The sequence below is a fragment of the Leptospiraceae bacterium genome (assembly GCA_016708435.1).
Classification (GTDB): Bacteria; Spirochaetota; Leptospiria; order Leptospirales; family Leptospiraceae; genus UBA2033.
In genome coordinates this window covers 381,899-395,364 of the sequence record JADJFV010000034.1, presented here as the reverse complement: position 1 = coordinate 395,364, position 13,466 = coordinate 381,899, and the positions used below count along the sequence as shown (strand labels likewise).

The 13,466-nt window shown below is 39.1% G+C and carries 14 protein-coding genes; 12 read left to right on the top strand and 2 right to left on the bottom strand.

The annotated features are described in order from the left end of the window. Positions 1 to 201: 201 nt before the first annotated feature. A complete protein-coding gene (locus IPH52_24585; GenBank protein MBK7058170.1) occupies positions 202 to 891 on the top strand; it encodes a DUF4469 domain-containing protein in 690 nt (229 codons plus the stop codon). Between the two features lie 142 nt (positions 892 to 1,033). Here IPH52_24585 and IPH52_24580 read toward each other — a convergent pair whose 3' ends face one another. Beyond that, positions 1,034 to 1,264, bottom strand: coding sequence for a hypothetical protein (locus IPH52_24580; protein ID MBK7058169.1), 231 nt, complete (start codon positions 1,262 to 1,264; stop codon positions 1,034 to 1,036). A gap of 146 nt (positions 1,265 to 1,410) precedes the next feature. On the opposite strand from IPH52_24580, the gene IPH52_24575 reads away from it, so the two are divergent. The 9 genes from IPH52_24575 (at position 1,411) to IPH52_24535 (ending at position 11,912) form a co-directional block, all read left to right on the top strand. Next, positions 1,411 to 1,671 (top strand): UPF0175 family protein, encoded by a 261-nt coding sequence (locus IPH52_24575; protein ID MBK7058168.1) that lies wholly within the window; start codon positions 1,411 to 1,413, stop codon positions 1,669 to 1,671. Beyond that, entirely contained in the window at positions 1,668 to 2,003 is a 336-nt protein-coding gene (locus tag IPH52_24570) for a DNA-binding protein (protein MBK7058167.1), read from the top strand. Before IPH52_24575 ends, IPH52_24570 begins: the two co-directional genes overlap by 4 nt. Before the next feature lie 155 nt (positions 2,004 to 2,158). Further along, positions 2,159 to 2,437 (top strand): hypothetical protein, encoded by a 279-nt coding sequence (locus IPH52_24565; GenBank protein ID MBK7058166.1) that lies wholly within the window; start codon positions 2,159 to 2,161, stop codon positions 2,435 to 2,437. A gap of 80 nt (positions 2,438 to 2,517) precedes the next feature. Continuing rightward, positions 2,518 to 2,919 carry a hypothetical protein gene (locus IPH52_24560; GenBank protein ID MBK7058165.1) on the top strand — a complete coding sequence of 134 codons (402 nt, stop codon included), beginning with the start codon at positions 2,518 to 2,520 and terminating at the stop codon, positions 2,917 to 2,919. Then, a complete protein-coding gene (locus IPH52_24555; GenBank protein ID MBK7058164.1) occupies positions 2,912 to 5,827 on the top strand; it encodes a DEAD/DEAH box helicase in 2,916 nt (971 codons plus the stop codon). The genes IPH52_24560 and IPH52_24555 overlap by 8 nt, the downstream gene beginning before the upstream one ends. 1 nt (position 5,828) lies before the next feature. After that, positions 5,829 to 10,106, top strand: a complete 4,278-nt coding sequence (locus IPH52_24550) for a hypothetical protein (protein ID MBK7058163.1) — start codon at positions 5,829 to 5,831, stop codon at positions 10,104 to 10,106. A gap of 22 nt (positions 10,107 to 10,128) precedes the next feature. Then, complete coding sequence (locus tag IPH52_24545; protein ID MBK7058162.1) at positions 10,129 to 10,692, top strand: hypothetical protein; 564 nt, start codon at positions 10,129 to 10,131, stop codon at positions 10,690 to 10,692. Positions 10,693 to 10,921: 229 nt separating this feature from the next. Beyond that, positions 10,922 to 11,521: a hypothetical protein gene (locus IPH52_24540; GenBank protein ID MBK7058161.1), complete on the top strand. Its 600-nt coding sequence runs from the start codon at positions 10,922 to 10,924 to the stop codon at positions 11,519 to 11,521. Further along, positions 11,499 to 11,912: a GxxExxY protein gene (locus IPH52_24535; protein MBK7058160.1), complete on the top strand. Its 414-nt coding sequence runs from the start codon at positions 11,499 to 11,501 to the stop codon at positions 11,910 to 11,912. The genes IPH52_24540 and IPH52_24535 overlap by 23 nt, the downstream gene beginning before the upstream one ends. 200 nt (positions 11,913 to 12,112) lie before the next feature. On the opposite strand, the gene IPH52_24530 is transcribed toward IPH52_24535, so the two are convergent. Then, a complete protein-coding gene (locus IPH52_24530; protein MBK7058159.1) occupies positions 12,113 to 12,535 on the bottom strand; it encodes a PD-(D/E)XK nuclease family transposase in 423 nt (140 codons plus the stop codon). 210 nt (positions 12,536 to 12,745) lie between these two features. On the opposite strand from IPH52_24530, the gene IPH52_24525 reads away from it, so the two are divergent. Together IPH52_24525 and IPH52_24520 are read left to right on the top strand one after the other, a co-directional pair. Next, the gene (locus tag IPH52_24525) at positions 12,746 to 12,988 is read left to right on the top strand and encodes a UPF0175 family protein (protein ID MBK7058158.1); all 243 of its coding nucleotides are present in this window, start codon (positions 12,746 to 12,748) and stop codon (positions 12,986 to 12,988) included. After that, positions 12,989 to 13,465 carry a DUF3368 domain-containing protein gene (locus tag IPH52_24520; protein ID MBK7058157.1) on the top strand — a complete coding sequence of 159 codons (477 nt, stop codon included), beginning with the start codon at positions 12,989 to 12,991 and terminating at the stop codon, positions 13,463 to 13,465. It begins immediately after the preceding gene. The last annotated feature ends 1 nt before the right edge of the window (position 13,466 follow it).

The window sequence follows — 13,466 nt, the reverse complement described above, 5'->3', positions numbered from 1 at the left end:
CATAGAAAGAAAGTCAAACTCTTTCTTGCCTATTTTTCTGAGTTCAAATCTTTTTTATATATTTCTAATGCATATTTTTACTTTTTTAATGTTTTATTGTATTTTATGCATATTTCCATGTTGACAAATTTTAATACTAAAGTAATGTGAGTTTTGGAATCAGGCGATTTATGTCGCTAATCAAGGTTCCGGAGGACCTCTATGGTCAAATTCCAAGTCGTTAAAAACAAGCTTGGCACGGAAGGTAAGGCTCCCTACTTACCTAGGACTCTGCTGGAAGGCAGTTTGGATATAAGAAATGTGATAAAAGCATTAGCCTATGGATCAACGGCAACACCACCCGACGTTTTAGCAGTTTTGGAAAACCTCGAGAGAGTTTGCATAGAAAACCTATCACAGGGAAGAAGTGTTAATCTTGGATTTTGCATCCTACGCCCCAAAGTAAAGGGTGTATTTCAAAACCCAGAGGAAGCATTTTCCGAGGACAAACATTCGGTTGAGGTTTCTATTGTGCCGAGCCAGATGTTTGTCAAAAGAGTCGCTATTGAGGCAAAAACGGTAAGAGTGGCACAGGGCAAAATTCTGCCTTTGGTTATTTCTGTCGAAAACATCAGCTCAGGAGCAGTCGATACACTCAGCTCAGGCGATTTAGTTGCGATTCGAGGCGAAAACCTAAAGTTTAATAAGGCGGAATTAAACCAGGGAGTCTTTCTCGAAAAGAATGGCGCGGAGATTCGAGTGAGCGAATACTCCCAAGTAACCAGTAAATTAGTTTCTTTCAAAACACCCAATGGGATTGTAATTGGAGAAAGTTACCGGCTAAGGGTGAGAAACCTCTTCGGCTCAGAAATCAGAACCGGGGAAATGGAACAAGACGTTAAAGCAGCTTAGTCCAAGACCCCAATCCAACAAAACGAAATCCTGTGGCGACTGGGAAGAGTTGCCACGGGATTTTTTTACAATCATACAATTCAAAGTCAATAAGAAAAGAATTTTTTTCTCTTCCCTACTAGAAAAATCCAGCGGCAAACACTCAAAATCCACGCGCAAAGTTTACCGGCGCAAGCGCAAACTTTAAAAATCTATTCGCAAACTTTAAGATTTCATTCTTAAACAGAGACGAATGCTCGGGCAAACACTGCGCAAACAAACTCAAACAGAGAAGAAAGGAAATAGACAGGATTTCAGGATTCGCAGGATTTACAGGATTGATTTTGGCTAATACTAAAAAGAAAAATCCTGTCCATCCTGTTAATCCTGTCAAAAAAAAGAATCACGACAGGATTTCAGGATTCCCAGGATTTACAGGATAATAACAAAGGGCGGACAATGCTCTCTCACTTTAGAAAAGGATGAAAAAGAGTTTGACACTTGAAAGTTTGCAGTGAGAATAAAATTAGGAGTAAAACAATGTTAAGCGTTACCATAGAACTACCGGACTCATTACTCTTAAAATGGGATGGATCAAAAGAAAGAATCCGTAAAGAAACGCAGAAATTACTAGCAATCAAACTTTTCGAAGAAGGATTCTTAACAACAGGACAATCAGCGGAGATGTGTGGAATGAATCGAATAGACTTCATTTCAGAAATCAGTCGAATGGGAATCCCTGTTGTAAAAATGGATACTGAAGAAATAGAAGAAGAAATCGCTAGTGCTAGAAAATTATGATTATAGTTTCAAATACTAGTCCTATTATCGCCTTCGGAAAAATAAAAAAACTTTACCTATGGGAGAAAATCTTTGAAAGGATTTTTATTCCAAAGTTTGTAGAGAAAGAATTCACAAATACAAAATATAAAAAAGACTTCGCTCTTCCTGAGAATCTTTTTATAACAGAAGAAGTAGAAAGCATTGAACCTCTTCTAAAAAAGGAACTGGATAGAGGAGAAGCCGAGGCTATTACTCTTGCCATGAATAAAAAAGCAGACTGGTTAGTTATAGATGAAAGAAAAGGCAGGAATATCGCAAAATTTATGGAAATAAGGAATTCAATCTCTTAAAGGCAAGAAACACCTAAAAAACAATCTGGACGAAGCGAGATAAAAAAACAAACCCCCCCCAAGCTGCAAAGAAAAAGAATTAGACAGGATTTCAGGATTCGCAGGATTTACAGGATTGATTTTGGTTAATAGTAAAAAGGAAAATCCTGTTCATCTTGTTAATCCTGTCAAAGAAAAAGAATCACGACAGGATTTCAGGATTCGCAGGATTTACAGGATTGATTTTGGTTAATACTAAAAAGAAAAATCCTGTCCATCCTGTTAATCCTGTCAAAAAAAAGAATCACGACAGGATTCCAGGATTCGCAGGATTTACAGGATTGATTTTGGTTAATACTAAAAAGAAAAATCCTGTCCATCCTGTTAATCCTGTCAAAAAAAAGAATCACGACAGGATTCCAGGATTCGCAGGATTTACAGGATTAGTTTGGTGAAAAATCCTACCATTTCTTAAAAATATCTCTTGCTTTCGAAGGGACTCTAATTGAAGTGTTGTTTAGTGAGCAATACTAGAGTGAAAGTAAACATACCCAGTAACCTAAACCCGAAAGAATTTGAAATCCTACAAAAGTTATCGAACGAATACGCGAAGACTCCCCTTATTGAGCTAACCAATCGAACTAAGAAATACACCAAAGAACTAGAAGAAATCGCAAAGACAAACGGGCTTTTAAACTTAAAACTTGCCCAAAAAATAAACGATACCTTTCTAGAAGTAGAAAAGCGCTGGTCTGAGCTTGCCCTTGACTCACAGTATTGGCTGAAAGGGGCTATTGCGTATTATTTCCTAACACAAGATGAAGAAGATGACATATCGTCTCCAATCGGATTTGAAGATGATGTCGATGTATTAAACTCTTGTTTGCGATTAGCCGAGCTAAACCAATTTATCATAAGGATAGAAGACTTTGACTAAAGACAAAACATCGTTTGCCGCAGGGCAGAGAATTTTAGTTCGAGATGCAGAGTGGTTGATTCTAAAGACAGAGGTAAACGACAATGGTCAATTTACCCTGAGCTGTATTGGAACGGACGATTTGACCCGCGGACAGGAAAGGATTTTTATCACCCAGCTTGACAATATAGAAGTCATTGATCCAGCCGAAACAAAGCTAGTAGCTGACACTTCTCGCGGGTATGAATTTTCCAAACTATTTCTAGAAGCGAATCTGCGGCAAATGCCATTAACCTCTAAAGAGCCCGACTTAGAAAATGCTGGCGTTTTTGATTCTATGAAGTTCCAAGAGGATACTGTTCATATTGCGCTAGGTCAACTTCGCACTCGGCTTTTACTCGCAGATGCTGTGGGTCTTGGAAAGACAATTCAAGTAGGAATGATTCTAAGTGAACTAATCAGGCGCGGTAAGGCGAATCGCATTTTAGTGCTCGCTAAAAAATCTATGCTCTTACAGTTTCAGTCGGAGCTTTGGAATCGGTTTAATATTCCACTTGTCCGACTTGACTCGGAAGGAATTGCAAAGCTTCGTCTCAAAGTTCCTGCCAATAAAAATCCATTTGAGATTTACCACAGAGTCATTATCAGTATTGATACACTTAAAAACGTGGGAAAGTATGAGCATTATTTAAAGAGTGCGCGCTGGGATGTAGTCATCATAGATGAAGCGCATAACGTCGCAGGAGCGAGTCTTCCCGAACGACATTTGAGCTATAGGCTGGCAAGAGTTCTTTCACAGAGTTGCGACAATATCATATTAACCACAGCCACACCGCATAATGGAAAACGGGAAACATTTGGCAGACTGATTTCCCTACTCGACCCTTCTATCATTCCAGACCCTACGTTTAAAGAATACAATGTAGAGGACATCAAAGGATTTTTTCTCATGCGGTTTAAGGAAGATGTGAGAGAAGAAGCAGGAAGCCTACTTTCCAATCGAAAGGTAATTCCCCTTTCTGAGACTACTCGTGATTCGTCGCTAGAAGAAGAAAATGTATATTCTCTCTTTGCAAAGATGCGTAGTGAATTTAAAAAAGAATTTTCCGGTCAAAGTCTTTTGCAGTATGGAATGTATAAAATCTTTTTGTCGAGTCCCGAAGCCTGCAAGGAGACTGTAGACAAAAGGCTAAAAGAGCTTTCTAAGACAGAGACAAAAAGTAGCGAAATAGAAATCTTAAACCAGATCAAAAAAGAATTAGCCAAATTAAAAATCGAATCTTCTAGCAGATACAGGCTACTCGTAGATGAACTAAAAAAAATCGGCTGGTCTGGAAAAAAAGAAAGCCCCCGCGTATTAGTATTCACCGAATACAGAAAAACGCAGGACAATTTAGCAGAAGCACTCGCGAAAGAATTTAAGCTAGACTATAGCAGTGAATACGATAAACAAATAGCGCAGTCGATTGCAACTATCAGCGGCTCTACTCCCGATATTCATTTGACAAAAACAGTAGAAGCATTTTCCTCCGGAGCCTCCCCGATTCGAATCCTAATTGCGACTGACGTTGCGAGTGAAGGTGTAAACTTGCACCATGAGTGTAATCTAATTATCCACTACGATCTACCGTGGTCGATTATTACTCTCATCCAGAGAAATGGTCGTATAGATAGACTCGGTCAAACTAAAGAGCCTGTTATCCGCTATTTGTTTGTGAATACTAAGAATGGAATTTTACAGGGTGACAAACATATCTTTGATAGACTCATTTCTAAAGTAGAAGAAATCAATCGCCTGAGACGAAGTGGAGAGAGCATTCTAAAACTCTATGATGAGAAAGAAGAAGAAAGATTCATCGCAGAGGAAGGAATTTTAAAAGGAAACGAAAACATCTTTGAGACTAAGAGCGATCAGGCGAATGAAGGCGACTACTTAGAAGAAATGCTTAAACTAGCCCTACAGGCAAGTAAAGAAGAAGCGGCTAATACGAAATTACCAGAGCCAAGTAGCCTGATTACAAAAAAAGTCCGGTTTTATTCCAATCAGGATTTTCTAAAGAAAGCCTATTCTTTTTTGCAAGAAGTAAATACAGATTACCCGCCGATAGAGACCCATGGCAAACTCTACGAATTCAGTCTACCCTCTGAGCTTCGTCGTAGACTGGGAATGGAAAACTCGGTGATTCAGGGATATACTTCTATTCCAGAAGAAGCATTTCCAGAAGGAAATGTATTTAGACTCACCGAGGACAAAAAACAAGTGATGCTTGCGATGGAAGGAGCGCGTAAGACAAGCGGCTACTGGTCGAAGACTCTTTACACAAATGAAACTCATCCTGTCTTAGAGTGGCTTGTAGAGCGTGTGATTATGCACCTGGATAGAGGTGTTGCGCCTGTCGTCTATTCGAGCCAATTTGCCAAGGGTGAGCTTTGTTATTGTTTTATCGGTCAGGTCAATTCGAAAGGCGGAACTCCCATAGTTGTCAATCCGCATTCGGTTTTATTTCATAAGAATGGAACGCATGAGCTTTTGAGTTTAGAAGAAGCAATTACAAAGACCAATTTTTTAAATCAGGCTAATAGCGGTAAGACGCTAAACATCAAAGCAGCAGAGCCTCTTAAAGCTTCTGCTGTTAAGATCAGTATGGATTTTATGAAAACCCAAAAGCTAGACTGGGAAAAGTCTATCGTCAAAGACCTTCGCTCTGAAGACAGACGACTTAAAAACTGGAAACAAAAAAGAACCGAATGGCTCGACGCAAAGATTAAGACGTTAAGCGATAAGTCAAACGAATTTAAGAAATATAAAAATGAAAGAACTAGAATCGAAGAATACTACGAGAACCGAAAGAAGAATTGGGAAAATTTATACTTCAAAGCAGAAGACGAGCCTACTACTAAACTTGTATTGCTCATTGTAGGAGAATGATATGGCGATTGACAGTTGCATTCAAAACGTAGGCGAATATTATAGCTCTCACTACTTGGACACAATCTTTGCAAATGACTTAACTGGGCTTATAACAAAATGGAAAGAAGAAGGCACAGCTTCTACACCGGCTAAGATCAAACGACTTGCCCAAAAGTATTTTAAAGCTAAGGCAAGAGCCATTGAACTAAATATCGAAAAAAGAAACGAAGACGAAGAAATCAATTCGTTTCATTCCGAGCTACTAGAAGCACTCGGCTACAAAGAATACCAGGGAGAAGAATTTCTAGTCGAAGGGGATACTTCGTATATACCAGTCAAGGCAAACTTCACGCGGCATAATGCCCTTTACCTCACGATCTGCGAAACTTTTTTTACTTTGCCGGAAAATAGTTTACCGGAGAAGAAAGGATCAGAAGAACCACTGGAATTATTTCCGCTTGCTTCCACAGTCATTTCGAACGAACGTGAGAAATCTATTTTGCAAAACAACGATAGTGTTAAGCAAGATAGACCTCTCACGGTGGGGCAGTTCGAGGTGACAGGTGGACATTTGCCACTAGCCGACGGTGATTGGGAGAAGCTCATTGGAAAAATCTTTACAGCAGAAGTGTCGCCTCGGTGGGTTTTGTTTTTGGCGGGGACTTTTATTTATCTGTTTAATAAGACTACGTATTCGCAAGGGAGATACTTGCTGTTTAACTTGGATGATGCGTTTGGAAAAAATACACAGGATGCAAGTAATCAACTCGCTGCCTTTTTATCCTACGAAACTCTTTGTCCCGAAGGCGAATCGGAAATTCTACACGAAAGATTAGAACAACAAAGTCATAAGTTTGCTTACGGGGTGACAGAGAAATTACAACAGTCCGTGCGAGAGGCGATAGAGCTTTTGGCAAACGAATGGATTGAAGCACGCAAACGAAAAAAACTTTCTTATAATTCTCTAAGCCCCGAAGAAAAGAAAGGCTATCTCAACTCGAATGTAAAAGAAGACAAATTGGAAGTATCCGCTGAGAATCTAAAGAACGAAGCTCTTACGTTTGCGTATCGGCTTTTGTTTTGCTTTTATGCGGAGTCGAGAGGAGAAGAGCTTGGGATTTTGCCAGTCGATTCCGATCAATATCTAAAAGGCTATAGCTTGGAAGCACTGCGGGATTTAGAGCAAGTGCCGCTTACTTCTCAATCGGAAATGGGAACGTATTTCCATGAGCATCTTTCGATTCTATTTCAAATCATCTACAAGGGGTTTAATGCGAGTAGCCGCGATGGAGTACTCATTGCACCCGAAAATAAAGTATTTCAAATCCAGCCTCTGACTGCCTCGCTTTTCGCACCCGAATACACTCCGCTTTTTAACACGGTGAAATTTCCAAACCATGTATGGCAGAAAGTGCTCGTTCGCCTATCGCTTGCCAAACACGAAAAGTCCAAGTCTATCGGTCGTGTAAACTACGCAGAATTAGGCGTGAACCAACTCGGAGCGGTATATGAGGGTTTGCTCTCGTATCAGGGAATGTTTGCGAAAGAAGATTTGATTCATGTAAAATCGAAAGACGGTAGCTTCGGGGATAATTCCACTCAGACCTACTTTGTATCTGCCGATAGAAGCAAAGAATTTTCCAAAGAAGAAATTGAAGCCGAAGACAAGCGCGTAAAGATTTACAAAAAGGGCGCGTTTATTCTACATCTAAATAGCATCGACCGAGAAAAGAGCGCTTCGCATTATACGCCTTTCGTGCTCACAAAAAGTCTAGTCGAAGAATCGCTTCGAGAACTTCTAAAGGATTTTAAACCATCTGACGCAGACTCGATATTAGCCTTTAAACTCTGTGAGCCTGCTATGGGTAGTGGTGCTTTCATAGAAGAAATGGCAAACCAACTTGCAAGCGCCTATCTAAAACTAAAACAAGAAGAACTAAAAGTCTACATTGAGCCCGCCAACTACACAGACGAGCATAGACGTGTGAAGCATTTCATCGTTACCCGAAACGTCTACGGGGTAGACTTAAATCCAACCGCTGTAGAGCTAGGTGCTTTGTCTCTCTGGCTCGGCTCTTCTCATAAGCTTCTAGTCAAAAAAGGAGAAAACGGAGAGAGAGACAAATACCAATCTGCCGCTACTCCGTGGTTTGGTTTACGTCTCAGAGCTGGAAATTCTCTCATCGGGGCAAGACGGGCTGTGTGGACTAGAGAGCAACTCAAACAGGGAGAACATTTAGAGCAAAACACAAATCCGCGTCTTCTAAAGCCAGGAGAAGAAAGACAAAAAGACGAATTCTACCACTTCTTGGTCTTTGACAACCAAATGATTCCGCTTGCTTACGAAAAAGAGGCTAAAGAGTATTATCCCAAAGAAATAGAAATCGCTCGAAAATGGATTGCAGAGTCTGTGCGTAAACGTTGGGAGGACGAAGATCTAAATCGCCTGCGCGATATATCAGACTCCATCGACAAACACTGGAACGACTACCTTCTAGAGCGTCTCTCTGCCCTAGAAAAAACCCAGTGCACTGCAACTGTATTTCCCACTCCGTCTAATAGCGAATTGGCGCTTGCAAAAGGAATTTCTCTTGAAGAGCAAGAAGAAGTAAAACGAAATCTAGAATCGGCAAGCGGTAGCTTCCAACGTCTAAAGCTTCTCCTAGACACATTCTGCGCTCTCTACTTCTGGGATTTGTCTGCTGTAAATTCCCTTCCCTCTAGAGACGAATTCCTAGTATCCGCTGAGCTGCTTCTTCGAAATGTAGTTGTGGATAAAAACACTTTGGCGTTCTACAAAATGCGCCTCGGAACCAACATCGAAGTGCTACTCCACTCTTCAAATATGCATATCCCGTCCACCGATGAGCTAGAATCGGCACTCTCCTACTACGAAGTCTCGCGCAAAATCGCAGAGGAAGAAAAGTTTCTGCATTGGGAGTTGGTGTTTCCGGAGATATTCGTGAAGAGAATTTTGAATGGTGAATTTTTAATTTTGAATGAGGGAGCCTCTTCCATTCATAATTCAAAATTTAAAATTCATAATTATTTCGGTTTTGATTTAATCAACGGAAATCCGCCGTGGATTAAAGTGGGTTGGGAGGAAGCGGTGGCGTTAGGCGAAATAGATCCGAAGCTTGGAGTCAAAGGAGCAAAGAGTGCGGAGTTTACAAAGGCAAAGCAGAGTTTGCTCAAAGAAAAAGAAGCGCGAAAGAAATACCTAAACGAATTTAGAAGAAGCATAGGAACCGTAACCTTCCTGAACTCCCGAAACCTCTACCCCGAACTCGCAGGAGTGCAGACGAACGTATACAAAAACTTCATCGTAAGAAGCTGGGCGTTGTTATCCGCTAGAGGAATCGTAGGACTCCTCCATCCAAACAGCGTCTTCGACGATCCAAACGGCGGAACTTTAAGAAAGGAATACTTTAAGCGGCTAAGGGCACACTATCAGTTTAAGAACGAATTATTACTATTTGCCGATGTTCACCATGTATTGTCTTTTTGTATTAATATAAGCGGAAGCAAAAGAGATAATATTGAGTTTAATAAAATATGCAATCTATTTGTTCCTGATACAATGTCTAAATGTTATTCTCATTCTACTCCCACTGATCCTATTTCTGGAATCAAAGACGACGAAGGAAATTGGAGTGTAAGAGGACATTGCAATCGAATCATTCATGTGACAGAAAAAGAATTACAACTCTTTCAATCACTATTTGAAGAAGCTAACACGGATTACCTAGAAGCAAAACTTCCACAGATTCATAGTCAAGAAATATTGAAAGTATTACAACGATTTACCACAGTCAGCAGTAAATTAGGAGAATATGATAAAGAATTTAGTATACATGAAATATTTCATGAAACAGGTAGTCAAAAGACAGGAGAAATTATCCGTAGAGAAAATCCAACCTATCAACCTAAAAAGCCCGAACAAGTGGTATTATCCGGTCCTCATATCTTTGTAGGAAATCCTTTGAATAAAATTCCAAACAAGGAATGTTTAAATTCTGCTGCTTACTCTGATATTGATTTTACTGTTTTAAAAGAAGAATTCCTACCACGCACACTCTACGAGCCGGGTGATAAAAAGAAATTCAAAGAAGCAATACCGGAAATTAAAGTTGAGAACAATAAGGAGAGTATATTAGATTTTCCTAAAATAGCTTTTCGCTACATGTGTCAAGCAGCCAATGAAAGGACGCTTATTGGAGCTATACTTCCAAAGGGCTATACTGGAATAAATGCTTTGAATTTTCTTGCTATGGAATCTTCTTACGATTTAGTATAATTTTGCCGGTGCTTGCTTTTCTGTGCCGTATGATTTCTTTATCAAAATCAAAGGCAAAGTTAACGTCCAATCTTCCGACCTCAAATCCCTCCCCTTCCTGAAAGGAAAATACGTAGAGCCTATTGTCCACCGTGCCCTGCGCCTCAACTGCCTGACGGTATACTACGCCGATCTCTGGAAGGAAGTGGCGACGAAGGCGATTTTGAAAGACTGTTGGACGTCAGACGACATACGTTTGGTGCATGAGTTCGAAGACCCGTGGAAGAAATTAAATCCCGCAGAGTGGACGTGGAGAACTCCTCTACGAAGTGACTTCGCCAGACGTCAGGCTCTCGTTGAAATTGATGTCCTTGTGGCACTGTCGCTCGGACTTACCGTTGACGAGCTAATCGCCATTTACCGCGTCCAGTTCCCAGTCCTACGCGGCTACGAAAAAGTAGACCGCTACGATGCTCGCGGCAGAAGGATTCCGAATACCACGAGGAAAGATCCGGGCGGGAAGGAATTTCGGGAAGAAGAAGAGGGATTAACCACGAAGAGCACGAAGGACACGAAGGGGGGAGAAGTGAGTCCCCTCTTCCTTTAGGAGAGGGGGCTACACGTAATAAGTCTGACAAAAACGAAAAAGACGGGGTGAGGTCAATTACGATAACGTGGTCGGTGGACAACGGAACCCAGAAAGTGACAAAGACGTATTATCCGCCGTTTCGCGGTGTGGATAGGGAAGAGGATTATCGCGTGGCTTATGAGAAGTTTCCGAAAAGATAAAAGAATTTGACAGGATTTCAGGATTATCAGGATTTACAGGATTGATTTTGGTTAATACTAAAAAACAAAATCCTGTGCATCCTGTTAATCCTGTCAAAGAAAGAATCACGACAGGATTTCAGGATTATCAGGATTTACAGGATTGTTTGGTTAATGCTAAAAAGAAAAATCCTGTTAATCATGTTAATCCTGTCAAAGAAAAAGAATTACGACAGGATTTCAGGATTATCAGGATTTACAGGATTGTTTGGTTAATACTAAAAAGAAAAATCCTGTTAATCATGTTAATCCTGTCAAAGAAAAAGATTACGACAGGATTTCAGGATTATCAGGATTTACAGGATTGTTTGGTTAATACTAAAAAGAAAAATCCTGTTAATCATGTTAATCCTGTCAAAGAAAGAATCACGACAGGATTTCAGGATTATCAGGATTTACAGGATTGTTTGGTTAATACTAAAAAGAAAAATCCTGTTAATCATGTTAATCCTGTCAAAGAAAAAGATTACGACAGGATTTCAGGATTATCAGGATTTACAGGATTATGTCTGGTTAATACTAAAAAGAAAATCCTGTCCATCCTGTTAATCCTGTCAAAGAAAAAGATTACGACAGGATTGATTAATGGAGCAAGAAGAATTAACTGAGGCAATAATTGCGTGCGCTTATAAAGTTCATAATGTTTTAGGATTTGGATTTCTAGAAAAGGTATATGAAAATTCACTAAAGATTGAGCTACAAAAACAAGGATTCGAGGTAGATCAACAATTCCCAATATCTGTATTCTATGATGAAACATTAGTAGGAGACTTTTTCGCAGACCTGTTGATAAATAAAAGTATCATTTTAGAATTAAAGGCTGTGGATAATATAGGTAAGCCACACGAAGTTCAATTAGTGAATTATTTAAAAGCAACGAATATAGAAATTGGCTTACTGATCAATTTTGGTAGATCAGTTCAGATTAAAAGAAAATATAAAAATCCTACAAAGAAGAATTTGACAGGATTTCAGGATTCGCAGGATTTACAGGATTGATTTTGGTTAATGCTAAAAAACAAAATCCTGTTAATCATGTTAATTCCGCCCGCTTACGCCCAACAGCCAAGCTCTGTCAAAGAAAAAGATTACGACAGGATTTCAGGATTCGCAGGATTGATTTCACGTAGAGACGTGATTCATCACGTCTTTTGTGGTAATATATATAAAAAAGGGCTCTATCGTAAGGACTTGATTAATCAAGTCCTTACGACTGCTTTTTTTATCTTTGGATTCTTTCTCTTTAATGTCTTCATTTGTTCCCCCTTTAAGTTTGTGACCTCTTTGAGTAGATAGACCCAAAAATCTAAAGGGCTTTCTAGCCTGGAAATATCTTTCGCAAACTTTGGTATTTCTATAATGCGAACACTAAAATCTTCTGTCAAACATTTTTCCCTCTCTTCCTCATCTCGTATCTGAAAATGCCAATAGAATTTTTCTCTGTCTTTGAACAGTGGAAAGTTTACTTCCTTTTCAATTCTAGGATTTAAAACTTTCAAGGAGCTAATTTGATTATCCCCCTCAAAGTCAGGAAAGGAATTTAACAAATCAAGCAATACATCTTCATGCTTGGAAAACACAGCCTTAAAAGTAAAATCGTTTGTAAGAGGTAAGAGCTTCATTAGGGGAATACAAATAATATCCCCTTTCTTGTAAGGCAATTTTCGTCAGTGCTAAGAAAATTTTTACAAAAACGAAACTCAATGTCACTCCTTAGGTCGTTCCATAATGCAGTTGCGCACTCTTGGAGTTGTTTCGTAATAAAAAAAGCAAGATGATCTAAAAATAAAAATGTGTTGATTGTATTTAATTTCTAGGAAAAACTGAATATTATGAATATAGCCATCGAACTTCCGGACTCCTATGCAATATTGCAAGATTTGAATTCCATTCAAAAAGAGTTATTGTTATTTTATGCATTAATGCTTTTTAAACAAGGGAGAGTATCTCTTTCTAAAGCGGCAACTATTTCAAATTTGGATATATACGATTTCATGAAAGAGTGCAAAAAAAATCTCATACCAGTTATAGAAATATCTAAAGAAGAGCTACTACAAGAATTGGAAGGATTTTAATTGTTATTAGTCGCTGATAGTTCAGCTCTTATTGCGCTTTCCGTTTGTGATGCATTATCTTTTTTGGAAATTCTTTTTACGTCGGTAAAAGTTCCTGAAACTGTTTACAATGAAGTAATAAAAAAGGGAAAGAAAGAATCAGCCAAACTACAAATCTTCCTAGAAAATAAAATTGAGAAAATTTCAATAGACGATTATGTAATCACTGACTCATCAATCGAACACGGTGAGCTTTCTGCGATGGCATTATATAAAAAAATAGGTGCAGATAAACTTTTATTAGATGACAAGCGAGCTAGAAAAGTTGCCCTTGTTAATAAGATTAACATCATTGGAAGCTCGGGAATACTTTTAAGAGCAAAAAGAAAGAATTTAATTACAAATGTAAAACCATATTTGGACAAAATAAAGACTTCTGACATATACCTAAGTGAAAAGCTGTATAATGACATTCTAGAAATTGCAGAAGAATTATAAC

What these genes read in the sequence shown, in the direction of transcription:
- IPH52_24585 (MBK7058170.1), top strand. Translation starts at nt 202, where the DNA reads ATGGTCAAATTCCAAGTCGTTAAAAACAAGCTTGGCACGGAAGGTAAG.
- IPH52_24575 (MBK7058168.1), top strand. Translation starts at nt 1,411, where the DNA reads ATGTTAAGCGTTACCATAGAACTACCGGACTCATTACTCTTAAAATGG.
- IPH52_24570 (MBK7058167.1), top strand. Translation starts at nt 1,668, where the DNA reads ATGATTATAGTTTCAAATACTAGTCCTATTATCGCCTTCGGAAAAATA.
- IPH52_24550 (MBK7058163.1), top strand. Translation starts at nt 5,829, where the DNA reads ATGGCGATTGACAGTTGCATTCAAAACGTAGGCGAATATTATAGCTCT.
- IPH52_24535 (MBK7058160.1), top strand. Translation starts at nt 11,499, where the DNA reads ATGGAGCAAGAAGAATTAACTGAGGCAATAATTGCGTGCGCTTATAAA.
- IPH52_24530 (MBK7058159.1), bottom strand. Translation starts at nt 12,535, where the DNA reads ATGAAGCTCTTACCTCTTACAAACGATTTTACTTTTAAGGCTGTGTTT.
- IPH52_24525 (MBK7058158.1), top strand. Translation starts at nt 12,746, where the DNA reads ATGAATATAGCCATCGAACTTCCGGACTCCTATGCAATATTGCAAGAT.